The following is a 25,978-nucleotide window of genomic DNA, read 5'->3' as shown; positions in this document are numbered from 1 at the left end:
TCAACGTTGACGCTGGTGTCGTCATGTTCGCACACTGGGCCCATGAACGACCTGATCGATGTGCCCCGCGGCCTGAACGGCGTCGTGGCGGCCGAGACCGCCCTCAGCGACGTCGACGGCGAGGCCGGTTTCTACCACTACCGCGGCCACGCGGCCGTCGATCTCGCGCGCGAACGCTCGTTCGAAGACGTCTGGCATCTGCTCGTCGTGGGCGAGCTCCCCGCCGGCGCCGACGGCGCCGCCTTCGCCGAGCGCGTGACGACCGCGCAGGCAGATCGGCGGCTGCCCGAGCTCGTCGCCGCGGTCGCGGCGCACACCGATCAGCCGCTCGCGCGACTGCGCGCGGTGTGGACGCTCGCGGCATCCGCCCGTCGGTCCTCCCCGCTCTACGACCTCGACGAGGCCGCGCGGCTCGAAGAAGCGATCGCCTTCGCCGCGATGGCGCCGATCGCTCTCGCCGGGGGCGGGGGAGGCCGCGGGGCGGGTGTGGTCGCCGACTATCTCGAACGCGTCACCGGGAACGCGCCCGACGACGCGCACGTGCGCGCACTGTCGGCGTACCTCATCGCGGCGATGGACCACGGTTTCAACGCCTCGACGTTCACCGCGCGCGTCATCGCGTCGACCGGGGCCGACATGGCATCCTGCCTCACCGGTGCGCTCGGAGCCCTCTCGGGGCCGCTGCACGGGGGAGCGCCGGCCCGGGCCCTCGACAGCCTCGACCGGGCGGGCGACGACCCCGCGGCGTGGGTCGCCGGAGAGCTCGCGGCGGGGCGGCGCCTGATGGGCTTCGGTCACGCGGTGTATCGCACGAGCGACCCGCGGTCGCGACTGCTGCGCGAGGTCGCCACGGGTCTCGGCGGCGGTCGCGTGGCGCAGGCGCTGGCCTTCCAGCATGCGGCGGAGGAGGCTCTCGCGGTCCGCCATCCCGAGCGTCCCTTGCGTGCCAACGTCGAGTTCTACGCCGCCGTGGTGATGGAGCAATGCGGGATCCCGCGCGCGATGTTCACGCCCACCTTCGCGCTCGCCCGCACGATCGGGTGGACGGCGCACGTGCTCGAACAGGCCCGAGACCCCAAGATCATCCGGCCGGCGGCGCGCTACGTCGGACCGCCTTTCGGGCGGTGACTCCTCACCGCTCCGGCGCGGTGCGGAGCGCCAGGCACCCGGACTCCGAGGCTCGACCTCGCGGCCGCTGAACCCGAGCGGACGTGACGCGGCCGCCGAGCTCGGCGACAATGGAGTGATGCGATCCCCCCACGCGCTGGTCATCACCCTGCTCGCCGCCGGTCTCGCCCTCACCGGGTGCACCGGTTCCTCGGCATCCGACGACTCATCCGCCGCGGCGCCTCCGGCATCGGATGCCAGCCCCGTGGCCACCGCCTCGCCGGTGCCCGCCGACGGTCCGGTCGCGGCCTTCCAGACGTGGTGGACGGCGGTGCGCTCCGCCGACACCGTGGCCGCCTGCGGCGCGCTGACCGAACCCCTGCAACAGCGCATGATCGCCGAGTACACCGCCACGACCGGCGTCGAGGTCGGCGATTGCGCGACCCTCATCCGCCAGAGCTCGGCGGTCTACGCGGCCGCGGGGATGCCGGCCGAGGTCGCTGTCGCCCTCGAGTCGGAGACCGCCGACGACGCGGTGCTGCAGGTGACCTACGCGACCGGCGACTGCGGCACGGTGCACCTCGAACGCGCGGACGCCTCCTGGATCCTCACCGAACTCAGCGAGGAGTGCGGCCAGGGCTGACCCGCCTCAGGGGAGGAAGTCGGCGCCGCTGAAGAAGCCGATACCCAGCGACAGCAGAGCCGCGGCGACGCCCGCGATGAACCCGGCCGCGGCGAGCTCGCGCGCCATGCGCGCGTTCAGGCTCAGGATGCCGGTGACCAAGGACACGAGGGCGAGCACCCAGATGCCGATCTGGATCCAGACGAACTGATCGAAGTCGGCGATCGCGCTGACCGACACCAGGAAGATGTGCCAGGCGATCACGATGCTGCCCGTGATGATCGCGATGACCGACACCGCTCGCAGGTCGCCCTTCGGCAGCCGCGGCGCGGGCGGTTCGGGCCGCGGTGGCACACGGATACCCGGCTCGAAGGAGTCGGGGAGATCGTCGTCTGCCATGGGGTGATCCTCGCAGGTCTCGCGGGTGAGAGCGAACGTCCGGCCCGGGGTTGCGGAGCAAGACGTCACGGACGAACGGTCGGATGCCACGGACGATCGGTCGGGCACGGAGACCGCCGTCCGACGAGCATCGAATCATGCCCACGACCGCATCCGTCCCCCTTCCCGTCGTCGCCGCCGCCCCTTGCATGAGATACGGCGGTCTCGTCGTGATGATGCTCATGAGCTTCCTGCTCGTCACGGCCGAGTTCCTCCCCAACGGCGTGCTGACCGAGATGGCCGCGGGACTCGGGATCACCCCCGGGCAGGCGGGTCAGACCGTCACCGTCACGGCGCTCGCCGGGTTGCTGATGGCGCCGACGGTGGGGTTGATCTTCCCGCGCCTCGACCGCCGCACCCTCCTGGTCGGCGCCGCGGCCGCGGCCGCCGTGTCGAGCATCGTCGTCGCCGCCGCGCCCCACCTCGTCACGATCCTTTTCGCCCGCTTCCTCCTCGGTGCCGCCATCAGCACCTATTGGTCGATGTCGATCACCGTCGCCTCGAGCCTCTCCGCCCCCGGACGCATCGGTCGCGCCGTCATGTTCACCTCGGCCGGTCTCTCGCTCGCGACGGTCGCGGGCGTGCCGCTGGGCGTGATGCTCAGCGAAGCGCTCGACTGGCGACTGGCCTTCCTCCTCGTCGGAATCGCGTCGGCCGTCGTCGGGCTCGCGGTGCGTCTCGTGCTCCCGCGCGTGCCGGCGGCCTCGGCATCCACCATCCGTCTGCTGGTCGACACGTTCCGCCGACCGGGCGCCGCGCTCGGCCTGGCCGGGCACGTCCTCATCGTGCTCGGGCACTTCCTCGCCTACACCTACGTGCGGCTCCTGCTCGAGCGTCTTCCCGAGGTGGACGCCGGCACGGTGGTGATGCTGCTCACGCTGTTCGGCGCCGGCGGCCTCGTGGGCAACATCGTCATCGGCATGGTGGTCGACCGGGCCTTCGGCATCCTGGCCGTGGGCGGTCCGCTCGCGATCGCCGCGTCGATCGTCGTCGTGCTCACCATGCCCGGGGGACTCGTCGCGGTGGCGGGGGCGGTCTTCGCCTGGGGCTTCCTGTTCGCGTCGTGGCTGATCATCGTGAACACCTGGATCGGCCACCGCATGCCCGACCGCCTCGAGGCCGGGGGCAGCCTCGTGGTCACCGGCTTCCAGCTCGCGATCGTCGTGGCCGCCGGTGTCGGCGGCGTGCTCGTCGATGCCGCCGGGGTGGTGGTGACGGATGCCGTGGGCGTCGCGCTCCTCGTCGTGGGCGCCGTGCTGTTCGGTCTGTCGTTGCGGGTTCCGCGGGCGCGCTGACCGGGGCAGGGGCGCGTGCGACTCCCGCGGACGCGCCCCCACCTCGCGCTCGCGTCGCCGCCACGGACCTCGGGCGGGGTCAGCCGTGCGAGATCGGCGCGGGCCCCGGCGCGGTCCGCCACTCCGACGGGGCGACGCCGACGATCCGGCGGAACGCGCGACGGAATCCCTCGTCGGAGGCGTAGCCGAGCGCGCGCGACACGTCGCTGACGCTCTCCCCGGCCTCGAGCAGCTCTTTCGCGCGGTGAACGCGGGCGTCGGTCACGTATCCGCCGGGAGAGCGGCCGAACGCCTCGCGGAACCGCTCCGCGAACACCGAGCGCGACATGGCGGCGAGGCCTGCCATCTCCTCCGCGGTCCACGGGTGTCCGGGGTCGTCGGCGATCGCGGCGGCCACGCGGTCCAGGAACGGATCATCCGCGCGGGGAGGCCAGACGGCGCTGGCGTTGTCGAAGGCCCACGCGCGGATTACGGCGAGAAGGACCGTCCGCACCATGATGCGGCAGATCACGTTGTCGCCCGAGCGCGAGCGACCGGGCTCGCCCCCGGTGGGACCGAGGTGCGAGGCCAGGGCGGCGGCTGCCGGCTCGGCGTGGGCGAAGTCGTTCACGAAGACGACCCCGGGGAGGGTCCATGACGACACCGTGCGCGCGAGCTCGGCGGAGATGACGGTGACCTCGGCGCCGGACTGCGACGTGAGGTCGAGGTGCTCGCAGCCGAAGGACACGAAGGCGTCACCCGCGAGAAGCGTGCGGCGCCCGCGCAAGGTGGCGGCATGCCCGGAGGGCGCGTCCACCGCGCAGCCGAGGTTCTCGCCGATGTCGCCGGTGATCTCGCCCGAGCGGACGAAGACCAGCGTCGCCTCTCCCCGCGGGACGGCGAGGCGCTCTCCCGTGGCGAGGGCCGAACGCCGCGCGTTCTCGGCGCTGATGTCGAGCGACGCGAGAGCGCGATCGAGGGCGGCGGCGTGCGGTGTCACGAAGCGGGAAACCGCCCTCGTCCCGTCGCTATTCCTCGCCGCGCTCAGACGATCACCTCCACGCTGGTGCGCAGAGCGACGACGGACGTCACCCGCGGGTCGTCCCGGCGGAGATCCGGTGCCTCGACCGCGGGGACGCGACGGGAGTCGCGGGCGCTGAGCGGGTCGGAGAGGTCGGCGTCGGGCATCCGGCGATCCTCACACCGAGCCGACGGGCGGGCAACGCGAGCCGCCCGTTGCTGCACCCGTCGCGATCCGCAACCTCACCCGCCGCGCGGGCACGCGACGTAGGCTGCCGACGATGAGAACGATCGGGGTCGACCTGGCTGCCGGGGCGGCGGGGACAGCACTCGCGGAGATCATGTGGGAGGGCGCTCAGGCGCACCTCACGCGTCTCGAGGTCGGGGTCGACGATTCGACGATCGTGGCATCCGTCGCCTCCGACGAGGTGTGGCTGGGGGTCGACTGCCCCCTCGGCTGGCCCGATGCGTTCGTCGACTTCGTGCGGGCGCACCATGCGGCCGAGCCGCCGACGCGTGGTCCCGTCGAGGGCGGAGCCGACTGGCGTCGGCCCCTCGTGTACCGGCGCACCGATCACGTGGTGCGCGATCGCATCGGCCGCTGGCCGTTGAGCGTCTCGACCGACCGCCTGGGGGTCACCGCGCTGCGCTGCGCGGGGCTCCTGCGGCGCCTCGCCGAGGCTGGTTTCGGCGTCGATCGCGCCGCCGAGGGGCGCCTGTTCGAGGTGTACCCGGGCGGATCGTTGCGTCTCTGGGGCTTCGACACGACCGGATATCGCGTGGATGCCTCGCGCCGGGACGCGCTCCTCACCTCGCTGTCCGGGCGCGCACCGTGGCTCGATCTCGGCGCGTTCGTTCCGCTCGCGATCGCGAACGCGGACGCGTTCGACGCCGTGGTGGCCGCCCTGGCGACCCGCTCCGGCGCTCTCGGGGCGTTCGAGCGTCCGGCGTCCGATGATCTGCCGGTCGCCCGCCGCGAGGGGTGGGTCGTGCTGCCCGACCTCCCCCTCGAGGGACTGCCCTGAACGGAACGCCCGCCCTCACGGGTTGCACGCATCGCACGTGGCGGGGTCGGCGTTCTTCACCGCCCGGCGGCGCTTGCGCTGTTCGTCGCAGCGCGGGCAGCCGTCGACGTCGAAGCGCACCTGCGAGGTCGCGCTGCCGCACGCCGCGCACGGGAGGCCCCGCACGACGCCGATCGGCCCGAATCCCGGGCACCTGCACCCCGGGCACAACCGGGTGAGGCGTCCCGCGAGCAGCCACGACAAGCGCCGCAGGGTGCGTCGGCGCTCCGGGTTCATGTGAGCGCGCAGATCGGGCTCGAGCTCGACGGGACCTCGGCGCACGAGCGACAGCACGGCCGCGGCATCCTGGATCCCCTTCGTCAGCCCCTCGTCGGTGCGCGCCACGACCGCCTGGTGCGGAAAGCCGACGCGATCGAGGTACCGGCGCGCCTCGGCCTCCGTGCGGACCACGCGCGCAGGGGCGACGTGGGTGTACTGCCGGATGCCGTGTCGCACCCGGATGCCCCGTTCGAGGTCGACGAAGACGGCGAGTTCTTCGTGCACCATCGGGCCGAACCCGCCGAGCGCGGGCGTGTACGAGGCCTCGGTCGCCACGCCCGTCAGGGTGCCCAGCTCGGCGGCGGCCCCGCGGGCCTTCGCCGTGGCCGCCTCCTCCGGCGTGACCGTCCGAGGGACGTCACGCGTGAACGTGCCGAGGGCGTCGGTGTCGAGCGCCACCGTGGGGCAGACCCGTGCATCCAACCACCGCGAGAAGGCGGGCGCGAACGCCGCCTCCTTGCCGTGCAGGGTGCCGACGGCCACGGTCGCTCCCGCGAAGGGCGACTTCGCGCGCGTGTTCGTCGCCATCACACGAAGTAGTCGGGCCGGCTCACCGCGGTGGGCGAGACGAACATCACTCCGGCCGCGCGTTCCAGCAGCGGGCGGATGCCGTCGACGATCGCGTCCGCGCGCTCGGGGGCGACGACGGTCACGAGCAGGGTGAGGGCATCGTGGTCGTTGAACAGCAGACGGCCACCGCGGGCGCCGTGGTGCCCGACGCCGGCAACGCCCGTGATCGCGGTGTAGCCGCGGGCGCCGAGCGACTGCATGAGGGCGGACACCTCGGCGACGTCGCGGCTTGCGACGACCACCTCGATCTTCGTCATCGGGGTCAGATCGGACAGGCTCATGAGTGGGTCTCCTTCGTCAGGGGTTCGGCAGGGATGCCAAGGGTCGCGGCGGCGTCGAGGTCGTCGCTCTGCCAGCCATAGCGCCCCCAGCGCATCCACGGCGCGGTGGCGTGCTCGCGGACGCGGAGGGTGATCCAGCGGTGGGCGACGAGGGTGCGGACGACCTCGGATGCGTCGACGATCGCGTTCACCCGCTCGAACGGCGCCTGCACGAAGACCTGGAGGCGGACGGGCTCGTGGTGGGCCTCGCCGCCCACTCCGACCGATTGCCAGGGGAGCCCGATCCGCAGGTCGCCGCCATAGCCTGAGAGCACGCCGACGGTGCCGACGACGTTGTGCAGCGGCTTCGGGCCCGCGCCGAAGCGGTCGGGGGCGACGGTCGACGCCGCGTACTGGGCGTTGATCCACTGCGCCACGATCATCGGCGCCGTCAGGATCGTCTCGAGTCCCGCGCCGTCGGGATCGGCGGCGGCGTCGTAGCTGTGCAGGAAGGCGCGGCGGCCGAGGTCTCGACCGGCCGTCATGGCGCGCGGGCCGACGATGAATGCCGCGTTGCCCATGAGCCCCCACTCCGGGTACACCTCCGCCCAGTCGGCGGCCCGCCGCTCGGTGCTCCGGATCGGGTCGAGAGCACCCGCACCGCCAGGCAGGCCGGCGCTGCGGTCCGCCGCGTTCGCGGTGCGGGCGGTGCCGAGGTGGCGGCGGAGCTCGAGCACGGCCGTCTCGTGCGTGGCCGGCACGGTCCACGGCTCGAGGAGGGCGACCTCGTCGGTCACGGTGTCCATCTGCGCGGCGAGGAACAGGGTGTCGGAAGGGATCCGGATGCCACGCTCGGCGAGGGCTCGCCGTGTCTCGGGGTCGTTGAAGATCATCGCCGCGGCGCGCGCGTTCGGCTCGCCCTCGTGCCCGCCGCACGCTCCGCACTGCAGGCTCGAGGCGAAGGGGTTGTTCGTCACCGAGGCGCCGTGGCCGCACAGCAGCACGATGGGGGCGAAACCGTCGATCAGCCCCATCATGCGCAGCGCCGTCTCGGCGTACAGGACACGCTCCTCGAGCGAGAAGACGACGTCGGCATCCACGTGCGTGGACGGCTTCGCTGCGCGCCCCTTCGTCACGAGGGCGCGCCAGCCCTCGGGCGCGAGGGTCCGCAGCGCCGAGGCGGCGCCGAGCACCCACCCCGCCGTCTCGGCGAACGCGAAGGGCGTGACCGGCGACTCTTTCAGCGCGTCGGCCATGGCATCCCGTTCCCCCTCCGCCTCGCGCCGACGCCGCCATCGCGCGAGGGCGTCACGGTCGACGGACGATTCGGTGATCGCGACGCGCGGGGTGAGCAGCACCGGGCACGAGGCGACCTCGCCGGACCCGTCGGCGGGACGGAACGAGATCGGCACCGCGAAGAATCCCGCGAAGCCGAGCGTCTCGATGGGGCCCGACGCCTCGAGGTGGCGGCGGAAGCTCTCGGAGCGGGTGTCGATGCAGAACACCGCCTGCGCGAGCGGGCGGTCGGTCGGGAGGGTCTCCGGGGTCGGTGCCGGGGCGAGGGCGCGCGCCGCACCGCGCTCGTACGCCTCCTGCCAGACGGCGAGGCGCGTCGCGGGGCTCAGCAGGGAGAGCGTGCGGCTGACGGTCGCCCGGGCCGCGGCGTCGCCGGGGTCGGCTCCGAGGGCGAGGGTGACCGCGCCGACCCGGGCGTCCTCCTCGGACGCCGTCTCCCCGGGCAGAGGCAGGGAGACGTCTGCGGGAAGCAGCAGTCGCTCCAGCGTCACGCGGATGGCGACGAGCGTGGTGAGGTCGATCTGCCGGGAGCCGTCCGCGAGGTGCCGCACGAGAGCCGCCCAGCCGGGCTGCGCGAGCACGTGCGCCCGAAGGAGGTCTTCGGCCGCCTCTCCGTGGAGCCGCCACCGCGCGACGGCCTCACCGATCGCGGCCGCGGGGTCGTCGGACGTCTTCCGGATGCCGGTCCGCACGCGCCGCGACAGCGTGGGGTCGAGAGCGGCCAGTCGCCGCCACCCGCTCCACATGCCGTCGCGGGTGACGGGGCCCGTCCAGACGCCGGTGCCGAGGACGGCGCCGAGCCACCGTGCCGTGAGGTCGTCGACGCGGGCATGCACGCGGGGCGCCAGCACGCTCGCCGGGGTCGGCAGAGACGCGGCGGGCGCCAGCGGCGGTGACACGAGCAGGTCCTGCCGCAGCACCTCGCCCACGGTCGTGGGGAGGTTCCCGACGCGAAGGGGGCGGGACGCGCGGGCGTCGGCGATCGTGAAACGGAGGGCGGCCGTCAGGTCGTCGGACGAGATCCGCTCCCGCGCGTACAGCTCCCGGAAGCGCTGCTCGGGATGGGACAACAGGATGCCGTGCTCCCGCGCGATCAGGGTGATCGCCTCCTCCCACTCGAGGTTCTCGTAGCCGGCGACGGGGTTGCGGGCGATGAACGTCTCGAGGGGGAAGTGCGGGGCGATGGCGCGGCCGGCGGCGGCGACCCACCCCCGGATCGTGGCGGGTGACGGAGGGGCGGTGATGGTCATGAGACGCTCCGATACTCGAGGGGGCCGCCGGCGGGTGCCTGCGTCCAGGACGTGTGCGTGCGAGGGGGGGCCGCGGGCAGGGGCGGCCGCCCCCAGGCGAAGGCGAGGGCGAAGAGGCGGTCCGAGAGCGGACTCACAGCGCGCGTGACGAGGAACGAGGTGAGGGTGGCGAGGAACACCGCGACCGCGAACAGCGGGGGCAGGGCCGCGGCATCGGAGACAGGGACCAGCGCCTCCGCGCCCGGGAAGATCACCGCGACATACCCCGCCACCACGATCGACAGGGTCACGACGAGCGCGGCGCGCGTGGAGATCGCGGCGGAGGTCGCACCGATCCGTGCGCCCGCGACCGTCGCCGTGGCCAGGGCGAAGAGCAGCAGCACCGCCGTCGCGTGCGAGAGGGCGCCGGTCGCCACCACGGTGGTCGCACCGACCGCGAGCACGACGGCGCCGCCCACGACCGCCCCGGAGCGCGAGGGGGCCGGTCGCCCGCCGGTGCGGGCGCGGAGCGCGTGCTCCACCGCGGAACCGGCGCCGAGGAACAGGCTCGCCTTGAACAGGGCGTGGCCGATCGCGTGGACGAGGGCGAGCCCGAACGCGCCGAACGCACACGCCATCAGCAGGAAGCCCATCTGCGCGGCGGTGGAGTGGACGAGTCGACCCTTCACGTCGGGCCGCGTGAGCATCGCCAGGGTCGCGATGATCATCGTGATCGCGCCGGCGATCCCCACGAGCCAGGCTCCGGCGACCGAGGGGACGGGAGAGAAGCGCAGCAGCAGGAGGGCTCCGGCGTTGACGAACCCCGCGTGCAGCAGCGCCGAGACGGGTGTCGTCGTCGCGGCGGTGGCGGGGAGCCAGCCGTGCAGCGGGAACGAGCCGGCGCGCGCGATCGCGGCGACGGCGACCAGCACGCCGACGAGTGCGGCGGGGACCCCCTCCAGGCCGCCGAGGGCGCCCGGCGAGGTCGACCCTGTGGATGCCGTGGCCACGACGACCGCCGCCCACAGGGCCGCGTCGCCGATCGCGAGACACAGAGCGCTGCGACGGACCGCGACGCGCGTCTGCGGAGCGCTCCCTCCCGATGCGATGAGGGCGATGACGCTGAGGGTCGCGAGCGTCCATCCCGCGGCGAGCAGCACGATGTCGCCCGCCCCGATGCTGACCGTCGACCCGAGCGCCGCGAGCGACGAGAAGACGAAGAAGGTGCGCGAGCGGGGATCGCCGCGCAGGTTGCGGCTCGCGAACACCTGGACGACGACCGTGAGCGCGACGATCAGCAACGAGAGCGAGGCGCCGCCGGCGTCGTGGCCCGTGGCGAGGGCGCTCGCGAGGCCGAGAGTGGCGAGCGCCGCGGCGGCGGCCCCGGGCCACACGGCCAGGGCGCCCGCGGTGCGGTGGCGCGCGGCATCCGGAAGCAGGGCGGCGACGACCGCGGCTAGAAGCGCAGCGGTGAGGAGCGGAGCGAGCGTTGACATGCGCAGGAGATTACCTGCATCAAATTGCGTGTGTCAAAACGCAGGTAATGAATAACACGTTCTTGAATTCCGGCAGTGAGAATCACTAGGCTGTCCGGATGAACACCTGGACGTTCCTCACGAACCACGCCCACGTGTTCATCTACGTCGCCCGTGATCCCGGCGCGCGCGTGCGCGAGATCGCGGATGCCGTGGGCATCACCGAGCGCACGGCGCACGGCATCCTTGCCGACCTCGTCGACGCGGGCTATCTCAAGCGCGAGAAGGAGGGGCGGCGCAATCGCTACGAGTGCGTCGAAGACCTGCCCCTTCGGCACCCGATCGAGAGCGACCACCAAGTGGGGGCGCTGCTCGCGGCTCTGCGGGGCTGACGCGCGACAGCGCGCCACTCACGCGGTCTCGTCCTCCTCGGCACCGTCCTCCTCGGCTCTGCGTCGCAAGGGCGAGAGCCAGGCGATGAGCGCGGCCGCGGCGAAGAGCGCGGCGATCGGGATGAGGGCGGGTCTCTCTCCGACGACGCCGACGAGAAGCCCCGCGAGGAGGGTGCCGACGGCGGCGAGCGTCCTGTTGCCCGCCCGTCGCGTGGCGCTCGACCGACCGAGAAGCGCATCCGGGGTGAGCGTCTGCCAGAGGTACTGCTCGGCGGCGTTCTCGGATCCCATCGCGAGGCCCTGCACGGCGAGGGCGGCGAACAGCAGGGCGGAACCGGCCGGGGCGTCGGGGGCCACGATGACGAGCAGCCAGGCGACGGGGTACGCGGTGCGCGCGGCGATGATGGTGCGGCCCGGGCCCAGGAGAGTGCTGAGGCGCGGAGCGAGGAACGCGCCTACGAGGCTGGCGAAGCCGAAGACGGTGAGCAGGAGGCCGTATGCCGTGGCTGTGAAGTCCAGAGTGCGCAGGGCGAGCAGCGACAGGACCGTCATCGCCGCGCCGTTCGCCAGGAACCAGGCGTGGGTGGAGAGGGTGAGGGGGCCGAGGATCCGCTGGCGATACGTCCACCGGAGGCCTTCGCCGATATCGGCGCGCAGGTCGAGACGCGTGCGGACGGGGGCCGGTTCGTGCACGCGGACGCCGGCGATGAGCACGGCGTCGACGAGGTAGCTCATCGCATTCACGATGATCGCGACCGGCGCGCCGAGGAGGCTGACGAGCGCCCCTCCTACCGTCGGTCCGAGAGTCTGGGCGGCGGCGTCGCTCTGGTCGAGACGGGCGTTGGCCGTCAAGAGGCCGGAGCGGGGGACGAGCCGCGGAAGCAGGGACTGGGTGGCGGCGAATCCGAAGACGGAGAATCCCCCGAACAGCAGCAGCGCACCGACGAGCATCCACGTCTGCAGGGCGCCGGAGAACCAGAGGACGGGGATCGCGCCGAGGGAGAGGGCGCGCCCCACGCTCGCCCAGACGAGGATCGGCTTGCGGCGCCAGCGGTCGGTGTACACACCGGCGATCACCCCGAGCACCGCGTAGGGCACGAACTGTGCCGCGTTCACCAGTCCCACCTCGAACGGCGTCGCCCCGAGCAGTTGGACGACGAGGACCGGCATCGCGACGGCGGTGACCGTCGTGCCGAAGGAGCTGATGGTCGCCGCGGTCCAGTACCGCGCGAATCCGCCGGACGGATGAGCGTCGTGCGGCGGAGGGGCCATCATCGCGTCGGCGACAATCCGTGGTCGGCGAGGAGATCGTCGAGGAGGGCGGTCTGGCGCGCCGCCGAGTAGGTGGCGGGATCGAGCACGGCCTGGACGGTCATGCCGAGCGTGAAGGAGTGCAGGATCTCGGTGAGCCGGTCCACGCGCTCGTCGTCGTCGGGGAGGCAGGTCGCCACGAGGGCGGTGACCTTCGCCCGGCTGGCCCGGTACCGCTCGGCGTGTTCGGCGGCGTGCCGTTCGTCGGCCAGCGCGGCATCCCACGACGAGACCCAGATCCTGTTCGTCGTGCGCGAGTCGTCGTCGAGGGGGAGCATGTCGAGCAGGGCGGACCGCAGAGCGTCGAGGTCGTCGGATGCGACGTGACGCTCCCGCGTCGCCGACTTCTCGGCGAGCATCTCGAGGGCGAAGCTGGTCAGCTCCCGCTTGCTGGGGAAGTAGTGGGTGACGATGCCCGTCGTGGCATCGAGCTCGCGGGCCACCGCGCGCATCGAGAGGCCCGCGAAGCCGGCCTGGTCGAGGACGCGCCAGACCGCCGCCGCGACGTCTTCGCGTCGACGCTGGTACGCATCCGGCCGGGTCACCGGACTCAGTATGGACGACATAACGACTGTTATGCAACGCTGGGGGCATGTTCCGACTCGAGCTCGATCCGACCGCCCACCTCACGCCTCTCGAGGTCTGGCACGCGCGGGAGTTCGCCGACCATCTCGACCGCGCGCGCGAGCACATCCGCCCCTGGGTCGGGCCGTCATTCGTCACCGAGTCGGTCGACGGCGCCGCGGGGACACTGGCGCGCTACGCCACCTCCGCGGCGGCCGACGGCGGGCGTCTCTACGGGATCTGGATCGACGGTGTGCTGCGCGGCGGAGTGATGTTCGTCAGCTTCAGTGCCGCCGCCGGGGTGTGCGAGATCGGCTGCTGGCTCGAGCCCGCGGCCGAGGGGCGCGGAGTGGTCACGTCGGCGGTGAGGGTTCTGCTCGATGAGGCGCTGACCGAACGCGGGCTGAATCGCGCCGAGTGGCGGTGCCGAGCCGACAACGTCCGCAGCGCCGCGGTCGCCGAGCGGGTGGGGATGCGCCTCGAGGGAACTCTGCGGGGTGCGTGGCTGAACGGCGGGGTCTTCCACGACAAGCAGGTCTGGGCGATCCTGCGCTCCGAACACCTCGACCGTCGGGGGCGAGCGGATGCCGCGCCCTCGGCTCCGCGCCCCTGATCGCGCGCCGGCTCCCGGGTGGCGGTGACCGGGTGGGCTGTCCGATGACCGAGATGTGCAGGGGTGGCGGATGATGGCGGAGTGAACCGCACCGACCGCCTCTACGCCCTCGTCGAGGAGTTGCGCGCGGTCGCGCCTCGTCCACGGAGCGCCCGCCGCCTCGCCGAACGGTTCGAGGTGTCGGTGCGCACGATCGAGCGCGACATCGGCGCATTGCAACAGGCGGGGCTTCCGATCTGGGCGGAGCCGGGGCGGACGGGCGGGTACGTCATCGATGCGTCCGCGACACTGGGTCCGGCCGGCTTCACGCTCGATGAGGCTCTCGCGATCTTGATCGGGCTCGGCGCGCTCCGACACAGTCCCTTTCGCCAGGCCGCTCAGACCGCGGCGCGCAAGACGCTCGCGGTCATGCCGAAGGAGGAGGCCGCGCGGGCCCGTGCCCTCGCCTCGCGCGTCCATTTCCTCGAACCAGAGGACGACGAGCCCGTCCCCGTGGCCTTCGCGACGGCGCTCGGCGCCGACCGCGTCATCCGGCTCCACTACCGGGATGGGACCGGGGTGGCCTCGGTTCGCGACGTCGAGCCGCTGGGCTCGATCGTGAGGGAGGGGCACTGGTATCTCGTGGCCTGGTGTCGCCTTCGTCACGGCGTCCGCGCTTTCCGCGCAGATCGAGTGGATTCCGTCGAGGTGACGGGCGAGCGCCCGCCGCGCCGCGTGGTTCGGGCGGAAGACCTCGCGATCCCGTACGGACGGTTGCGACCGGTCGTCGAGGGCTAGGCGCGGGCGAGAAGTCCGGAAAACACCCACAGGACGGTGTCGCCGATGCGCGAGACGCTGGAGCCTCCTCCCTCGTCATCCCCGAAAGGCACTCTCATGGCGTTCACCTCCATCCGTATCGTCACCGACGATCTCGAGGGTCTCGTGACCTTCTACGAGCGGGTCACCGGGCAGCGGGCAGAGCGTCCCGCGCCGACGTTCGCCCAGTTCACGGGTCCGGGTGCGAACCTGGCCATCGCGAGTGCCGTCACGGTCGCCACGCTCGACGGCGCTCTCGTCCCCGCCGCCAACCGCTCGGTGTTCATCGAGTTCGAGGTGGACGATGTCGACGCCGAGTTCGCCCGGCTCGCGCTCGCCCCGGAGGGCGTCGTTCTCGAACCGACGACGATGCCCTGGGGCAATCGCTCCGCGCTCGTCCGCGACCCCGACGGCAACGTGGTCAACCTGTTCCGCAGGCCTACCTCCGCGTGAAGGAAGAGGCCCTTGCGCCTTCCCCACCCGACCGCTAACGTGCAACCAAATGGTTGAACGACGGTACCTCGACGACGCCGAGATCGATCGCGTGTTCCACGCGCTCGCCGACGCGACCCGTCGCGACATCGTGCGGCGCACGCTCGTCACCGAGCAGTCGGTGTCGGATCTCGCTGCCGGGTACGCCATGTCGTTCGCCGCGGTGTCGAAGCACGTCGCCGTGCTGGCCGAGGCGCGGCTCATCACCAAGCGCGCGGAGGGGAGGGTGCGACTCGTGCGTGCCGATCCCGCCGCGCTCGCCCGGGCGCAAGAGCTGCTGCGCTCGTACGAAGACCTCTGGCGCGCTCGCATCGACCGGCTCGACGCGATCCTCCTCGAGGATGCCGGGGGCTCGGCATCCGTCCCTTCCCCTGCCACCTGACCACCGCGAACCGAACCGACGAAGGAGTCCGTCATGCCCGTCACATCCGTCGAGAGCGACGCCGAAGCGCTCACCATGACCCTCGTCGCCGACTTCCCGGTCGGACCGGAGCGGCTGTGGGACGTCTTCACCGACCCGCGCCAGCTCGAGCGCTTCTGGGGGCCTCCGGGGTGGCCGGCGACGTTCACCTCGTTCACCTTCGAGCGCGGCGGACGGGCGCGATACCAGATGGCCAGCGCGGGCGGCGAGGTCGCGCGGGGGAGCTGGGAGTTTCTCGGCATCGACCCCCCGCGGGGCTTCGAAGTGGTCGACTCCTTCGTCGACGAGAACGGTGACGTGCTCCCCGGAACGCCTGCGATGCGGATGACCTTCGCGTTCGATCGGACCGGCACCGGCTCTCGGCTGACCAACGTCACGTACTTCGATTCGCTCGAGGGCCTCGAGCAGGTGCTCGCGATGGGCGCCGTCGAAGGCTCGACTCTCGCGATGAACCAGCTGGATGCCGTACTGCTCGGACTGCGCGCCTTCGCCCAGGGCAAGGGCACCCGACTCGAGGTGCTCAGCGACCAGCACGTGCGCATCACGCGGCTGATCGACGGGCCGCGCGAGCTCGTGTGGCGCGCCCACGTCGAGCCCGATCTCATGCGGCGGTGGATGCTCGGCCCCGACGGGTGGCGCATGACGGTCAGCGAGGTCGACGTGTCGGTGGGCGGGTCGTACCGCATCGCGTGGGAACCCGAGCCGGGCGCCGAGGGCGAGGCCTTCGGCTTCGACGGCACCACCGTGCTCATCGACGAGCCGCGCCGCATCGTGCAGACCGAACACATGACCGGCACCGATTACCCCTCGACGACGAACGACCTGTCGTTCTACGAGGAGGACGGGGTCACGCTGGTCACGCTGCTCATCGAGTATCCGGATGCCGCCACGCGAGACGCGGTCCTGTCCACCGGCATGGTCGACGGCATGGAGCAGAGCTTCCAGCGGATGGAGCACGTCGTCATCGGCTGAGGGCAGGCGCGCTCGGTGACACCGGATCCGGAGATGTGCAGCAGATCCGGATGCCATGGCCGAAACGGTCCGGATCCGGTGCCCATCTCCGGATCCGCGGTCGGGGCGGCGCTGCTCAGGCCGCCGGCGCCGCCCGCCGCACGAGCTCGCGGATCCGCTGCTCGACCTCGGGTGTCACCTCGACCACGGCGAACGACACCGGCCACATCGGGCCGTCGTCGAGCTGCGCGGTCTCGTCGAAGCTCACCGTGCCGTACCGGGTCTTGAACTTCGACGCCGGCTGGTAGAACACGACGACCTTTCCGTCTTTCGCGTACGCGGGGAAGCCGTAGTAGGTCTTCGGGGAGAGGTGCGCCGCCTCTTCGAGCACGATGACGTGCAGCCGCTCGGCGACGGCGCGGTCGACGCCCTCGAGCTTGTCGATCGCCTCGAGACAGGCCTCGTTCTCTTTCTGCAGCTTGGCCAGGCCTTTCAGGCCCTTCATGGCCGTGAGCTCCTCGGCCCGCTGCTTCAACGCCGCGCGCTCTTCGTCGCTGAATCCCGCTCCGCCTGCCGCCATGGCATCCGCCTCTCTCGCTGCGGAAAAGGCTAGCGCCGAGGTCTCCGACCCCGCTTCTCCAAAACCGCTCGGTGAGGGATGCCGCGCCCTCAGGCCTGCCGTAGGCCTTCTTCGAGCGCGACCCACGCGAGCATCGCGCACTTGACCCGGGCCGTGTACTTCGAGACGCCCGACAGAGCGGCCGCGTCGGCGAAGGTCTCCTCGTCGAGGGGCACCTTGCCGCGCGAGCGGAGGGCTTCGCGGAACCCCGCGATCAGCGCCTCGGCGTCGTCGCGTGGCATCCCGTCGTCTCCGCCGTCTTCCTGCAGGAGAGCGACGAGCATCGACGCCGAGGCCTGCGAGATCGAGCAGCCCGCTCCTTCCCAGGTGACGGACGCCACGCGGTCGCCGTCGACGTCGACGCGCAGCGTGATCTCGTCGCCGCAGACGGGGTTGCGCTGGTGCACGGTCGCGCTGTGCGGGCCCGGCTCGGCGAGCCCGAAGCCGCGACGGTTCTTCGCGTGATCGAGGATGAGCTCCTGGTACAGCGATTCGAGGCCGCTCATGCGCCGACCCCGAAGAACCCGCGGACGCCCGAGACCGCGTCGAGGAACGTGTCGATCTCGGCCTCGGTCGTGTGGATCGCGGCGCTCGCTCGGACGGATGCCGTCAGGCCGAACCGACGGTGCAGCGGCTGCGCGCAGTGGTGGCCGACGCGCGCGGCGACACCGCGGGAGTCGAGGAACTGCCCCACGTCGTGCGCGTGAACCCCGTCGACGGCGAACGCCTGGAGGGCGACGCGCTCGGCGGCATCCGTGTCTCCGAGCAGGCGGACCCCGGGGATCGATCGCAGCCCGTCGCGCATGCGCTTCTCGAGTGCAGCCTCGTGCGCGTGCGCGGCGGCGAGATCGTGCTCGCCGAGCCAGCGGACCGCGGCGGCGAGACCGACGGCCTGCGACACCGGCTGCGTGCCGGGCTCGAAGCGCTGCGGCGGCGGGAGGTACTCCGCCTTGTCGAGGGTCACGGTGGTGATCATCGACCCGCCCATCGTGAACGGCGGCAGCGACTCGAGCACCTCGTCGCGCCCCCACAGGGCGCCGATGCCGTACGGTCCGTAGACCTTGTGGCCCGAGAAGACGGCGAGGTCGACCCCCGTCTCGGGGAGGTCGAGGGCCAGGTGCGGCGCGGACTGGCACGCGTCCAGCACCGTGAGGGCACCGGCCTCGCGGGCGAGGGCGACCAGCTCGGCGACGGGGTTCACGATGCCGAGCACGTTCGAGACGTGCGGGAAGGCCACGACCCTCGTGCGCTCGCCGATGATCTCCGCGGCGACAGACATGTCGAGTCGGCCGTCGTCGAACACCGGGATGTGCCGGAGGCGTGCACCCGTGCGGGCGGCGAGCTCTTGCCACGGGATGAGGTTCGCGTGGTGCTCCGCCTCGGTGACGACGATCTCGTCGCCGTCGCGCAGGCGCCCGGCATACCCCAGCGAACCGGCGACGAGGTTGAGGCCGGCGGTCGCGCCGCTCGTCCAGACGAGGTGCTCGGGCTCCGCCCCCACGAAGTCCGCGACCGTGGCGCGGGCGTCTTCGAACAGCTCGGTGGCCTCGGCGGCGAGCGTGTGGGCACCGCGGTGCACGGCGGAATTCGCGCGCTCGAGGAAGGCGCGCTCAGCGTCGAGCACGGCGCGCGGCTTCTGGCTCGTCGCGCCGGAGTCGAGGTAGACGAGGGGGTGGCCGTCGACCTCGGTCTCGAGGATCGGGAAGTCGTCGCGCACGGCGTCGACGTCGAAGGAGAGGGTCACCCCTCCAGGCTACGCGGAGTGGGGTGGGTGGCGGCGGGTGGGCGGGGCTGCCGGCCCGGCGTGGGGCGCGGCTCCGGACGCCAGGCGCGGCGGGGGCGTGCCGCGCTCCGGGGGAACGGGACCGCCGGGCGGGCCGGGGTGCGTGCCGCGCTCCGGATCGTCGGGGCCGCAGAGGCCCATGGGCGGGCACAACCCGGGGTGGACGGCCATGCATCCGGAGCGCGGCACTGTGCGGCGCGGCCGCGCGGGGGCCGGGCGGGGCGGGCCGAACTCCTGAAAATCGGGTGCGGTGCCTCCCCCACGGCCCCGACTCCGCCGCCCCGACGAAGAAACTCAGGAGTTTCGCCCGCGGGCGCGTCGTGAGCTTCTCGCGGGGGCGCGCATGGAAGTCGTGAGGACCGCGGGAGCGGCCCATCCTGCGGCGTAGACCGGATGCCATGACCCTCACGGCCCTGCTCCCCACCCTGCGCTCCAGCATCCCGGCGCCGTTCGACGCGGCGGCCTGGCCGGCCGGCTCCGCCCCCACCCTCGACGACGTCACCGTGCGTGCGATGTCGGTGGGCCGCTACGCCGACATCTGCGGCACACCCTGCGTGTGCACGGGGCCCGCCGTGATCCCGGCGTCGGGCGGGGCGGCATCCGCCATCCTGCAGACGACCGTGGTGGTGGCGACGGTGATGGATGCCACCGGCGCCACCGTGCACCTGGACGCGGGCGTTGCGGGACTCGACGTCACCTGGAGCGAGGCGCGGTTGATCGGCCGGATCTCGCGCGCCTACGACAAGCCGTTCGCGGTGATCGACGCGCACGGGTCCGGTGCGTGCGGAACCGCCGTGCTCCCGAGCGACCTGCACCCGGGCGACCGCGTCGCCTTCCCGTGCCCCGGATGCCACACCGTCGGCGAGGTGCGCTGATGCTGCTGCACTCGATCGTCTTCGCATGCCGATGCGCTCGCGTGCAGGCGGAGTTCGACGCGGCGTCGGGAGAGGGGATCGGGGGAGACCCTCGATCGGAGGCGGCTCCGGCGTCCCCCATAATCGACGGATGAGCGCCACCGCCACGATCCCCTCCCTCGACGGCCGCCGATTCCGGATGGTGTCATCGACGACATCCGCCGTCGATCCGGACGCCCCGAGCGTGTTCGAGTACTTCGAGCGCGACGGCGCGATCTGGGGCGGCTACGAAGGAGACACGGTCACCTTCGGCAAGTTCGTCGGAACGCGCTCGGCCGACACGATCTGGGTGTCGTTCGTGCACGTGCTGGTCGCCGACGGCACCGTCGTGACCGGCGACGGAGAGAGCGAGCTCGAACTGATCGAGGGGGGCCGCATCCGCCTCGTCGAGCACTACGAGATGCACGGCGAGCCGCAGCTGAGCGTGTGCGAGGAGATCCCGGCCTGACCTCACGCGGGCCCGTCGGTCGGCGGAGGCAGGAGAGCGGCGCGGGAGATCAGCGCGGCGGGAGGGTGTCGCGGCCCGGCGTCGCCGGGGTCCACCGTGTCATGCCGAGCAGGGTGCTGGTCGCCGTGCGGTCGGGAAGATCGGCCGGCAGCAGGTAGGGGCGACGCACAACCTCGTCGAGCACCACGACGCTGACGACCGTGCGCACCTCCGGGAGCTGGGCGATCACGCCGGTGGAGAACTCGTGCACGCCGCTGACGTCGACGGCGCGGATGAGCAGCATCGCGTCGTGCTCCCCGGTCGTGACGGCGCACCACTCGACATCGGGCATCTCGACGACACGCTCACGGAACGACGCCCACGCCTGCGGGAGCACCGTCACGAAGACGAGAGCGCCGATCGACAGTCCCGCCTGCGCGTGGTCGACCTGCGCGCTGAAGCCCGTGATGACGCCGTCGTGCACCAGGGACTCGACGCGCGTGTAGGCGTTGGCGCGCGAGATGCCGACGCGCTCGGCGAGGGCGGCGATCGAGATACGACCGTTATCACGCAGCACGGCGAGGATTTTGTACGCCGTATCGTCCAAGGGGGCGGCACTTCGTCCAGAATTGTTCGTCGGTTCCGCGTCTTTGCTGGACATTTTGCTCCAAGGCGAGGGTTCGGTGGACAGACCGCGAGGCTGGCACGTTCTGGCTGGACACATCGTCGAATAGGGTGCGAATCTAATCCCGGTCGTCTACTTCCGCATCGACCGAACCCGAATGTACTCCTCGCCTCCGGAGGCTCCCATGTCGTCACGTCGCACCACGTCGGTCCTCGCCCTCGGCGCTGCCGCGCTCCTCGCGCTCACCGGGTGTACCGGAGGCAACTCCGCCAACGGCGGTTCCTCCGCCCAGGGCTCGGAGTCGCTGGTCATCGACACCGCGTTCTCGATCGAGACCGCCGACCCGGGTCACACCTACGACCCCACCGGGAACATGGTCGCGAAGGCCCTGTACGAGACGCTCGTCGACTTCGACGGCTCCGACGTCTCGACCCCCGTCCCGGGCCTGGCGTCCTGGAAGCAGAACGACGCGGCCACCGAGTTCACCTTCACGCTCGAGGGAGACCGCGTCTTCTCGGACGGCAGCCCCATCGAGGCGAAGGACGTCGTCTTCAGCCTCCAGCGCATCCAGGGCATGGCCGATGCCAAGCCCAACTTCCTCCTCGGGGGCCTGACCATCGCCGAGGTCGACGACAAGACGATCTCGATCACCTCCCCGACCCCGCTCCTGCAGCTGCCGGCGATCCTCGCGAACCCCGCCCTCGGCATCGTCAACTCCGACGTCGTCACCGAGCACGGCGGCAGTGTCGACGGTTCCGACTCGGCCCAGGGCTTCCTCGACGGGGAATCGGCCGGGTCCGGACCGTTCGTGCTCGACACGCTCGACCTCTCCTCGCAGGTCGTGCTTTCGCGCAACGACGCCTACAACGGCGACGAGAAGTCGGCGTACGGCCGCGTGGTCGTCCGCAACGTCACCGAGAGCGCGACGCAGCTGGCCAACCTCAAGGGCGGCGACTCGATGGTCGCGATGGACCTGAACGGCGACCAGGTCTCGGGCCTCGGCGACGGGCTGAAGGTCGAGTCGGTCCCCTCGGGCCAGACCATCTTCCTGCTGCTGAACCAGTCGCCCGCCGTCAGCGGCGACCTCGCGAACGTGAAGATCGCCGAGGCCATCCGCTACGCGCTCGACTACGACGCCCTGCTGGAGCTGGCCGGTGCCGGCGCGCAGCAGGCGACGGGTGTCATCCCGCCCGGGTTCGAGGGTGCGCTCGCCACGGGTGCCGGTCAGGACCTCGACAAGGCCAAGGCGGCGCTCGCCGCCGCGGGCTACACCGGTCAGACGCTGCGGCTGCAGTTCCCGAACGACTACCCCGTCGGCGGGGTCGAGTTCACCCCGCTCGCCGAGCGCATTCAGGCGCAGCTGAAGGATGCCGGCATCGCGGTCGAACTCGCTCCGGCACCGTTCGCGACCGAGCTCGACTCGTACGTCAACGGCACCGAGGGCTTCGGACTGTGGTTCTGGGGACCCGACTACGCCGACTCGGCCAACTTCCTGCCCTTCGCTCCCGGCCTGAAGGTCGGTCTGCGCGCCGGGTGGACCGCCGAGGCCAACCCCGAGATCGCTCAGATCGCCGCGGACGCCGCATCGGCGACCGACACCGACGTCCGTACCGCGACCTTCACGGACTTCGCCGAGAAGCTGCAGGCCGAGGGCCCGTTCGTTCCGCTGATCGTGCCCGGTCGCAACATCGCGACGGCCGCGTCGGTCTCCGGCGCCGTGTACAACTCGGTCTGGGAGATGGACATCGCCGAGATCGCCCCGGCCGGCTGATCGAGGTCTCGATGACGACGGTGAAGGAGCGGACGCCACGGCGCCGATCGCCCCTCGCGGGGTACCTCCTGCGGCGGGCGGGGACCTCCCTGCTGCTGCTGGTGGGCGTGACGATCGTCACGTTCCTGCTCACCAACCTCGTGCCCGGCGACCCCGTCTCGGCCGCCCTGGGTGAGGGCGCGTCGCAGAACCCGGTGACTCGCGAGGCGTTCATCCGGGAGCAGGGCCTGGATCAACCGCTGTTCGTGCAGTACTTCATCTACATGGGGAACCTGCTGCGCGGCGACCTCGGCACGTCGCTGGTGACCGGTCGCCCGGTCGCCAGCGACCTGGCCACCGCGGTGCCCGCGACGATCGAGATCGCGATCGGCGCGATCGTGCTGAGCCTCGCCGTCAGCATCGTGCTCGGCACGCTCGCGGCGTACCGCCGCGGGCTGGTGTCCGACCAGGTCATCCGCGTGGTCACGCTCGTCGGTCTGAGCGTGCCCACGTTCTGGCTCGCCCTCGTCAGCTTCTACTTCTTCTTCCTCCAGCTGCGCATCGCGCCCGGTTCCGGACGCATCTCGCCGTCGATCACCCCGCCCCCGCGCGTGACCGGCCTCTACACCGTCGACTACCTCCTGAACGGCGACGGCGTCGGCTACATGGACGCCCTCACCCATCTCGCCCTGCCGGTGCTCGTGCTCTCGCTCGTGACCATCGGCCTGCTCACGCGCTTCATCCGCACGTCGGTGCTCGAGGTGCTGGGCAGCGATTACGTGCGGGCCGCCCGCGCCAAGGGGCTTCCGGCGATGCGCATCATCCTCGACTACGTGCTGCGGGGTGCGTCGCTTCCGATCCTCACGGTCGTCGGTGTCGCGTTCGGAGCGCTGCTGTCGGGCACCGTTCTCGTCGAGTCGGTGTTCGCGTGGCCGGGACTCGGCACGTATGCCTACAACTCCGCCGCCAACCTCGACCTGCCCGGGATCATGGGCGTGGGTCTGGTCGTCGGCGTCATCTACCTGCTCATCAACTTCGTCGTCGACATGCTCTACGGCGTGCTCGACCCGAGAGTGAGGATCGCATGAGCCGCCTCGCCGCCGTATCGGGCCGCGGACGCTTCCGCCTGCGGTGGCCCCGCGCGTGGCGCACTCCCCTGGGCATCATCGGAACCGTGATCGCCGGCGCGTGGGTGATCGTGGCCTTCACCGCGCAGTGGTGGGTGCCCTTCGGGCCCGACGCCCAGGTGCTGCCGCGCCTCCAGCCGCCCGGCGTCGACACGCTGCTCGGTACCGACGGCAACGGTCGCGACATGTTCTCGCGGCTGATGACGGGTGCGACCGTGAGTCTGCCGCTCGCTCTGACGCTCGTGCTCGCGGCGCTGATCATCGGGACGACCATCGGTGCCGTGGCCGGCTACTTCGGCGGGTGGGTCGACGAGACCCTCATGCGCATCACCGACCTGTTCATGGCGTTCCCCACCGTGATCCTGGCGATGGTGGTCGCGGCCTCTCTCGGCCCCTCGCTGTTCAACGCCGTGATCGCCGCGATCGTGGTGTCATGGCCGCAGTACTCGCGCGTCACCCGCAGCATCGTGCTCGGTCTGCGCGGGCAGAACTACGTGATCGCCGGACGTCTCCTGGGTCACTCGCCGCTGCGGACGCTCTTCGTCGACATCCTGCCGAACATCGCGGGCCCCGTCCTGGTGCTCGCGACCCTCGACATCGGCGCGGCCATCCTGCTGCTGTCGGGACTGTCGTTCCTGGGCCTCGGGGCGCAGCCGCCGACCGCCGAATGGGGCTCCATGATCTCGGGAGCGATGCAGAACTTCGACGCGTGGTGGCTGGGCATCTTCCCCGGCCTCGCGATCCTCACGGTCGTGCTCGCGTTCAACTTCCTGGGTGACGCCATGCGCGACGTGCTCGACCCGACAGCCGAGATCACGCACGAGCGGCAAGCGGAGCACCAGGCGTCGGCCACGGGGGTGCCCGCATGAGCGCTCTGTCCATCCGCGACCTCACGATCGACATCGGCCGTCCGCTGGTGCGGGGTGTCTCGATCGACCTGCAGCCCGGCCGCATCCAGGGCCTCGCCGGGGAATCCGGTTCGGGCAAGACCCTGACGTCGCTGGCCGTGCTCGGGCTCCTGCCGCGACAGGCGCGGACGGGCGGTTCGGTCCTTCTCGGCGACGAAGAGATCCTCGGGCTGGACCGGCGAGCGATGAACCGCATCCGCGGGGCGCGGATCGCGATGGTCTTCCAAGACCCCTCCGCGTCGCTGCATCCGCAGCTGCCCATCGGCCGCCAGCTCACCGATCACCTGCGCGTGCACCTCGGCCTGAAGGGGGCCGCCGCCCGAGCGCGCGCCGAGGAACTGCTCGAGACCGTGCAGGTCCCGCGCCCGGCGGACGCGCTGAGCCGCTACCCGCACCAGTTCTCCGGCGGCCAGCGCCAGCGCATCGCCATCGCGTGCGCCCTGGCGTGCGACCCCGAGGTGCTGCTCGCCGACGAGCCGACGACCGCCCTCGACGTCACGGTCCAGGCCGGCATCCTGCAGCTGTTGCGCGATCTGGCGACCGAGCGTCGCCTCGCGGTGCTGCTGGTCACCCACGACCTCGGCGTCATGAGCGCGATCGCCGACGACGTCGCCGTCATGAAGGACGGCCTCATCGTCGAGCGCGCCGACCGCGAGACCCTCTTCCGCGACCCGCAGCACGCCTACACGCGCTCGCTGCTCGCCGCGCTTCCCGGGTCGAGGATCGAGGCCCCGGATGCCACTCCCCTCGCCGACGCGGAGACGAGAGCGGATGCCACGACGGAGGGCGGATTCGATGAGTGACGCAGTCCTCGACGCGCGGGGGGTGGTCGTGCGCTACCCCGGCACCCCACCCGTGGTGGCCGTCGACGATGTCTCGCTGCGTGTCGCCCCCGGCGAGACCGTGGCGCTGGTCGGGGAGTCGGGCAGCGGCAAGTCGAGCTTCGCGCGCGCCGTCGTCGGCATCGAGAGGACGGCGGCCGGCTCCGTGCTGTTCCAGGGCGTCCCGGTCACGCCGCTCGGGCTGCGTCGTCGTCGGACCGACCTCACCAGCATCCAGATGGTCTTCCAGGACCCGTCGACCTCGCTCAACCCTCGCCGCCGGGTGGGGACGCAGATCGCCGACGGCATCGCGACGGCTCGGGCTCGCGGAGCGGCAGGATCGACGGTCGGGGAGTGGCTCGAGCGCGTCGGATTGCCCGCGAGCGTCGCGACCCGCTTCCCCCACCAGTTCTCGGGTGGACAGAAGCAGCGCCTCGCGATCGCCCGGGCTCTGGCGGCCCGGCCGTCGCTGCTCGTGGCCGACGAGCCGATCTCGGCCCTCGACGCCTCGACGCAGACGAGTGTCGCCGCGCTGATGCGCGATCTCGTCGCCGAAGCCGGCGCGGGCATGCTGTTCATCTCGCATGACCTCGCCGTCGTGCGACGCATCGCCGACCGCACGTTCGTGATGTTCGGCGGGCGCGTGCTCGAGTCGGGGAGCACGGCCGACCTGTGGGCGGCTCCGCAGCATCCGTACACGCGGGCGCTGCTGGCCGCGATCCCCGAGCCCGATGGGGAGGGGCGCATCCCTGCCGCTCCCACGACCGCCGACCGGGCGGTGTGGGCCGAGGTCCCGCCGGTGCTCAACTAGCGGTTCCCGGACGTCCGTCG

The 25,978-nt window shown here is 71.9% G+C and carries 30 protein-coding genes; 17 read left to right on the top strand and 13 right to left on the bottom strand.

Annotated elements, in window-relative coordinates; translation table 11 throughout:
- Positions 1–42 precede the first annotated feature (42 nt).
- Together PIR02_05030 and PIR02_05025 are read left to right on the top strand one after the other, a co-directional pair.
- Positions 43–1,128 (top strand): citrate/2-methylcitrate synthase, encoded by a 1,086-nt coding sequence (locus tag PIR02_05030; protein WZH38031.1) that lies wholly within the window; start codon positions 43–45, stop codon positions 1,126–1,128.
- Positions 1,129–1,246: 118 nt separating this feature from the next.
- Positions 1,247–1,750, top strand: coding sequence for a hypothetical protein (locus tag PIR02_05025; protein ID WZH38030.1), 504 nt, complete (start codon positions 1,247–1,249; stop codon positions 1,748–1,750).
- 6 nt (positions 1,751–1,756) lie between these two features.
- On the opposite strand, the gene PIR02_05020 is transcribed toward PIR02_05025, so the two are convergent.
- Entirely contained in the window at positions 1,757–2,128 is a 372-nt protein-coding gene (locus tag PIR02_05020; GenBank protein WZH38029.1) for a hypothetical protein, read from the bottom strand.
- A 137-nt stretch (positions 2,129–2,265) separates the two neighbouring features.
- On the opposite strand from PIR02_05020, the gene PIR02_05015 reads away from it, so the two are divergent.
- On the top strand, positions 2,266–3,462 hold the full coding sequence (locus tag PIR02_05015; GenBank protein WZH38028.1) for an MFS transporter: 1,197 nt from the start codon (positions 2,266–2,268) through the stop codon (positions 3,460–3,462).
- A gap of 79 nt (positions 3,463–3,541) precedes the next feature.
- Here PIR02_05015 and PIR02_05010 read toward each other — a convergent pair whose 3' ends face one another.
- Together PIR02_05010 and PIR02_05005 are read right to left on the bottom strand one after the other, a co-directional pair.
- A complete protein-coding gene (locus PIR02_05010) occupies positions 3,542–4,441 on the bottom strand; it encodes an AraC family transcriptional regulator (protein ID WZH38027.1) in 900 nt (299 codons plus the stop codon).
- 44 nt (positions 4,442–4,485) lie between these two features.
- The gene (locus tag PIR02_05005) at positions 4,486–4,629 is read right to left on the bottom strand and encodes a hypothetical protein (protein WZH38026.1); all 144 of its coding nucleotides are present in this window, start codon (positions 4,627–4,629) and stop codon (positions 4,486–4,488) included.
- A 113-nt stretch (positions 4,630–4,742) separates the two neighbouring features.
- Here PIR02_05005 and PIR02_05000 point away from each other — a divergent pair, with 113 nt between their 5' ends.
- Positions 4,743–5,486: a DUF429 domain-containing protein gene (locus PIR02_05000; GenBank protein WZH38025.1), complete on the top strand. Its 744-nt coding sequence runs from the start codon at positions 4,743–4,745 to the stop codon at positions 5,484–5,486.
- 15 nt (positions 5,487–5,501) lie between these two features.
- On the opposite strand, the gene PIR02_04995 is transcribed toward PIR02_05000, so the two are convergent.
- From PIR02_04995 to PIR02_04980, 4 genes are read right to left on the bottom strand one after another with little or no spacing between them, the layout of a single operon-like run.
- Entirely contained in the window at positions 5,502–6,332 is an 831-nt protein-coding gene (locus tag PIR02_04995) for a hypothetical protein (protein WZH38024.1), read from the bottom strand.
- The gene (locus PIR02_04990) at positions 6,332–6,655 is read right to left on the bottom strand and encodes a transcriptional regulator (GenBank protein WZH38023.1); all 324 of its coding nucleotides are present in this window, start codon (positions 6,653–6,655) and stop codon (positions 6,332–6,334) included. Before PIR02_04990 ends, PIR02_04995 begins: the two co-directional genes overlap by 1 nt.
- On the bottom strand, positions 6,652–9,180 hold the full coding sequence (locus PIR02_04985; protein ID WZH38022.1) for a DUF2309 domain-containing protein: 2,529 nt from the start codon (positions 9,178–9,180) through the stop codon (positions 6,652–6,654). The genes PIR02_04990 and PIR02_04985 overlap by 4 nt, the downstream gene beginning before the upstream one ends.
- Positions 9,177–10,655, bottom strand: a complete 1,479-nt coding sequence (locus tag PIR02_04980; GenBank protein WZH38021.1) for a proton-conducting transporter membrane subunit — start codon at positions 10,653–10,655, stop codon at positions 9,177–9,179. Before PIR02_04980 ends, PIR02_04985 begins: the two co-directional genes overlap by 4 nt.
- A gap of 98 nt (positions 10,656–10,753) precedes the next feature.
- Here PIR02_04980 and PIR02_04975 point away from each other — a divergent pair, with 98 nt between their 5' ends.
- Positions 10,754–11,026: a winged helix-turn-helix domain-containing protein gene (locus tag PIR02_04975; GenBank protein ID WZH38020.1), complete on the top strand. Its 273-nt coding sequence runs from the start codon at positions 10,754–10,756 to the stop codon at positions 11,024–11,026.
- Positions 11,027–11,044: 18 nt separating this feature from the next.
- Here the strand turns inward: PIR02_04975 and PIR02_04970 are convergent, their stop codons facing one another.
- Complete coding sequence (locus PIR02_04970) at positions 11,045–12,301, bottom strand: MFS transporter (GenBank protein ID WZH38019.1); 1,257 nt, start codon at positions 12,299–12,301, stop codon at positions 11,045–11,047.
- Positions 12,298–12,882: a TetR/AcrR family transcriptional regulator gene (locus tag PIR02_04965; protein WZH38018.1), complete on the bottom strand. Its 585-nt coding sequence runs from the start codon at positions 12,880–12,882 to the stop codon at positions 12,298–12,300. Before PIR02_04965 ends, PIR02_04970 begins: the two co-directional genes overlap by 4 nt.
- Before the next feature lie 47 nt (positions 12,883–12,929).
- Here PIR02_04965 and PIR02_04960 point away from each other — a divergent pair, with 47 nt between their 5' ends.
- From PIR02_04960 to PIR02_04940, 5 genes are all read left to right on the top strand, one after another.
- Positions 12,930–13,514 (top strand): GNAT family protein, encoded by a 585-nt coding sequence (locus tag PIR02_04960; protein ID WZH38017.1) that lies wholly within the window; start codon positions 12,930–12,932, stop codon positions 13,512–13,514.
- 81 nt (positions 13,515–13,595) lie between these two features.
- The gene (locus tag PIR02_04955) at positions 13,596–14,291 is read left to right on the top strand and encodes a YafY family protein (protein ID WZH38016.1); all 696 of its coding nucleotides are present in this window, start codon (positions 13,596–13,598) and stop codon (positions 14,289–14,291) included.
- Between the two features lie 96 nt (positions 14,292–14,387).
- Complete coding sequence (locus PIR02_04950) at positions 14,388–14,762, top strand: VOC family protein (protein ID WZH38015.1); 375 nt, start codon at positions 14,388–14,390, stop codon at positions 14,760–14,762.
- 49 nt (positions 14,763–14,811) lie between these two features.
- The gene (locus tag PIR02_04945; GenBank protein ID WZH38014.1) at positions 14,812–15,183 is read left to right on the top strand and encodes a metalloregulator ArsR/SmtB family transcription factor; all 372 of its coding nucleotides are present in this window, start codon (positions 14,812–14,814) and stop codon (positions 15,181–15,183) included.
- Positions 15,184–15,216: 33 nt separating this feature from the next.
- On the top strand, positions 15,217–16,194 hold the full coding sequence (locus PIR02_04940; GenBank protein WZH38013.1) for an SRPBCC family protein: 978 nt from the start codon (positions 15,217–15,219) through the stop codon (positions 16,192–16,194).
- A gap of 115 nt (positions 16,195–16,309) precedes the next feature.
- Here the strand turns inward: PIR02_04940 and PIR02_04935 are convergent, their stop codons facing one another.
- The 3 genes from PIR02_04935 to PIR02_04925 form a co-directional block, all read right to left on the bottom strand.
- Complete coding sequence (locus tag PIR02_04935; protein WZH38012.1) at positions 16,310–16,753, bottom strand: hypothetical protein; 444 nt, start codon at positions 16,751–16,753, stop codon at positions 16,310–16,312.
- A gap of 89 nt (positions 16,754–16,842) precedes the next feature.
- Positions 16,843–17,298 carry an SUF system NifU family Fe-S cluster assembly protein gene (locus PIR02_04930; protein WZH38011.1) on the bottom strand — a complete coding sequence of 152 codons (456 nt, stop codon included), beginning with the start codon at positions 17,296–17,298 and terminating at the stop codon, positions 16,843–16,845.
- Positions 17,295–18,536 carry a SufS family cysteine desulfurase gene (locus PIR02_04925; GenBank protein WZH38010.1) on the bottom strand — a complete coding sequence of 414 codons (1,242 nt, stop codon included), beginning with the start codon at positions 18,534–18,536 and terminating at the stop codon, positions 17,295–17,297. Before PIR02_04925 ends, PIR02_04930 begins: the two co-directional genes overlap by 4 nt.
- 437 nt (positions 18,537–18,973) lie before the next feature.
- On the opposite strand from PIR02_04925, the gene PIR02_04920 reads away from it, so the two are divergent.
- Both PIR02_04920 and PIR02_04915 read left to right on the top strand, forming a co-directional pair.
- The gene (locus PIR02_04920) at positions 18,974–19,450 is read left to right on the top strand and encodes a hypothetical protein (protein WZH38009.1); all 477 of its coding nucleotides are present in this window, start codon (positions 18,974–18,976) and stop codon (positions 19,448–19,450) included.
- A 130-nt stretch (positions 19,451–19,580) separates the two neighbouring features.
- Positions 19,581–19,937, top strand: coding sequence for a hypothetical protein (locus PIR02_04915; protein ID WZH38008.1), 357 nt, complete (start codon positions 19,581–19,583; stop codon positions 19,935–19,937).
- Between the two features lie 49 nt (positions 19,938–19,986).
- On the opposite strand, the gene PIR02_04910 is transcribed toward PIR02_04915, so the two are convergent.
- Entirely contained in the window at positions 19,987–20,577 is a 591-nt protein-coding gene (locus tag PIR02_04910) for an Lrp/AsnC family transcriptional regulator (protein WZH38007.1), read from the bottom strand.
- Positions 20,578–20,725: 148 nt separating this feature from the next.
- On the opposite strand from PIR02_04910, the gene PIR02_04905 reads away from it, so the two are divergent.
- Genes PIR02_04905 through PIR02_04885 form a run of 5 tightly spaced genes read left to right on the top strand, consistent with a single transcriptional unit; the run spans position 20,726 to position 25,958 of the window.
- The gene (locus PIR02_04905; GenBank protein WZH38006.1) at positions 20,726–22,312 is read left to right on the top strand and encodes an ABC transporter substrate-binding protein; all 1,587 of its coding nucleotides are present in this window, start codon (positions 20,726–20,728) and stop codon (positions 22,310–22,312) included.
- Between the two features lie 11 nt (positions 22,313–22,323).
- The gene (locus PIR02_04900; protein ID WZH38005.1) at positions 22,324–23,379 is read left to right on the top strand and encodes an ABC transporter permease; all 1,056 of its coding nucleotides are present in this window, start codon (positions 22,324–22,326) and stop codon (positions 23,377–23,379) included.
- Positions 23,376–24,287, top strand: coding sequence for an ABC transporter permease (locus tag PIR02_04895; GenBank protein ID WZH38004.1), 912 nt, complete (start codon positions 23,376–23,378; stop codon positions 24,285–24,287). Before PIR02_04900 ends, PIR02_04895 begins: the two co-directional genes overlap by 4 nt.
- Positions 24,284–25,129, top strand: coding sequence for an ABC transporter ATP-binding protein (locus tag PIR02_04890; GenBank protein ID WZH38003.1), 846 nt, complete (start codon positions 24,284–24,286; stop codon positions 25,127–25,129). The genes PIR02_04895 and PIR02_04890 overlap by 4 nt, the downstream gene beginning before the upstream one ends.
- Positions 25,122–25,958: an ATP-binding cassette domain-containing protein gene (locus PIR02_04885; GenBank protein ID WZH38002.1), complete on the top strand. Its 837-nt coding sequence runs from the start codon at positions 25,122–25,124 to the stop codon at positions 25,956–25,958. The genes PIR02_04890 and PIR02_04885 overlap by 8 nt, the downstream gene beginning before the upstream one ends.
- Positions 25,959–25,978 lie beyond the last annotated feature (20 nt).

This window comes from Microbacterium enclense (assembly GCA_038182865.1).
Lineage (GTDB): Bacteria > Actinomycetota > Actinomycetes > Actinomycetales > Microbacteriaceae > Microbacterium > Microbacterium enclense_B.
This window is presented reverse-complemented; position numbering and strand designations above follow the sequence as displayed.

What these genes read in the sequence shown, in the direction of transcription:
- PIR02_05005 (WZH38026.1), bottom strand. Translation starts at nt 4,629, where the DNA reads ATGCCCGACGCCGACCTCTCCGACCCGCTCAGCGCCCGCGACTCCCGT.
- PIR02_04930 (WZH38011.1), bottom strand. Translation starts at nt 17,298, where the DNA reads ATGAGCGGCCTCGAATCGCTGTACCAGGAGCTCATCCTCGATCACGCG.
- PIR02_05015 (WZH38028.1), top strand. Translation starts at nt 2,266, where the DNA reads ATGCCCACGACCGCATCCGTCCCCCTTCCCGTCGTCGCCGCCGCCCCT.
- PIR02_05020 (WZH38029.1), bottom strand. Translation starts at nt 2,128, where the DNA reads ATGGCAGACGACGATCTCCCCGACTCCTTCGAGCCGGGTATCCGTGTG.
- PIR02_04940 (WZH38013.1), top strand. Translation starts at nt 15,217, where the DNA reads ATGCCCGTCACATCCGTCGAGAGCGACGCCGAAGCGCTCACCATGACC.
- PIR02_04890 (WZH38003.1), top strand. Translation starts at nt 24,284, where the DNA reads ATGAGCGCTCTGTCCATCCGCGACCTCACGATCGACATCGGCCGTCCG.
- PIR02_04960 (WZH38017.1), top strand. Translation starts at nt 12,930, where the DNA reads ATGTTCCGACTCGAGCTCGATCCGACCGCCCACCTCACGCCTCTCGAG.
- PIR02_04920 (WZH38009.1), top strand. Translation starts at nt 18,974, where the DNA reads ATGACCCTCACGGCCCTGCTCCCCACCCTGCGCTCCAGCATCCCGGCG.
- PIR02_04985 (WZH38022.1), bottom strand. Translation starts at nt 9,180, where the DNA reads ATGACCATCACCGCCCCTCCGTCACCCGCCACGATCCGGGGGTGGGTC.
- PIR02_04900 (WZH38005.1), top strand. Translation starts at nt 22,324, where the DNA reads ATGACGACGGTGAAGGAGCGGACGCCACGGCGCCGATCGCCCCTCGCG.
- PIR02_04975 (WZH38020.1), top strand. Translation starts at nt 10,754, where the DNA reads ATGAACACCTGGACGTTCCTCACGAACCACGCCCACGTGTTCATCTAC.
- PIR02_04970 (WZH38019.1), bottom strand. Translation starts at nt 12,301, where the DNA reads ATGATGGCCCCTCCGCCGCACGACGCTCATCCGTCCGGCGGATTCGCG.
- PIR02_04950 (WZH38015.1), top strand. Translation starts at nt 14,388, where the DNA reads ATGGCGTTCACCTCCATCCGTATCGTCACCGACGATCTCGAGGGTCTC.
- PIR02_05025 (WZH38030.1), top strand. Translation starts at nt 1,247, where the DNA reads ATGCGATCCCCCCACGCGCTGGTCATCACCCTGCTCGCCGCCGGTCTC.
- PIR02_05030 (WZH38031.1), top strand. Translation starts at nt 43, where the DNA reads ATGAACGACCTGATCGATGTGCCCCGCGGCCTGAACGGCGTCGTGGCG.
- PIR02_05000 (WZH38025.1), top strand. Translation starts at nt 4,743, where the DNA reads ATGAGAACGATCGGGGTCGACCTGGCTGCCGGGGCGGCGGGGACAGCA.
- PIR02_04945 (WZH38014.1), top strand. Translation starts at nt 14,812, where the DNA reads ATGGTTGAACGACGGTACCTCGACGACGCCGAGATCGATCGCGTGTTC.
- PIR02_04895 (WZH38004.1), top strand. Translation starts at nt 23,376, where the DNA reads ATGAGCCGCCTCGCCGCCGTATCGGGCCGCGGACGCTTCCGCCTGCGG.
- PIR02_04915 (WZH38008.1), top strand. Translation starts at nt 19,581, where the DNA reads ATGAGCGCCACCGCCACGATCCCCTCCCTCGACGGCCGCCGATTCCGG.
- PIR02_04980 (WZH38021.1), bottom strand. Translation starts at nt 10,655, where the DNA reads ATGTCAACGCTCGCTCCGCTCCTCACCGCTGCGCTTCTAGCCGCGGTC.
- PIR02_04990 (WZH38023.1), bottom strand. Translation starts at nt 6,655, where the DNA reads ATGAGCCTGTCCGATCTGACCCCGATGACGAAGATCGAGGTGGTCGTC.
- PIR02_04935 (WZH38012.1), bottom strand. Translation starts at nt 16,753, where the DNA reads ATGGCGGCAGGCGGAGCGGGATTCAGCGACGAAGAGCGCGCGGCGTTG.
- PIR02_04995 (WZH38024.1), bottom strand. Translation starts at nt 6,332, where the DNA reads ATGGCGACGAACACGCGCGCGAAGTCGCCCTTCGCGGGAGCGACCGTG.
- PIR02_04905 (WZH38006.1), top strand. Translation starts at nt 20,726, where the DNA reads ATGTCGTCACGTCGCACCACGTCGGTCCTCGCCCTCGGCGCTGCCGCG.
- PIR02_04885 (WZH38002.1), top strand. Translation starts at nt 25,122, where the DNA reads ATGAGTGACGCAGTCCTCGACGCGCGGGGGGTGGTCGTGCGCTACCCC.
- PIR02_04910 (WZH38007.1), bottom strand. Translation starts at nt 20,577, where the DNA reads ATGTCCAGCAAAGACGCGGAACCGACGAACAATTCTGGACGAAGTGCC.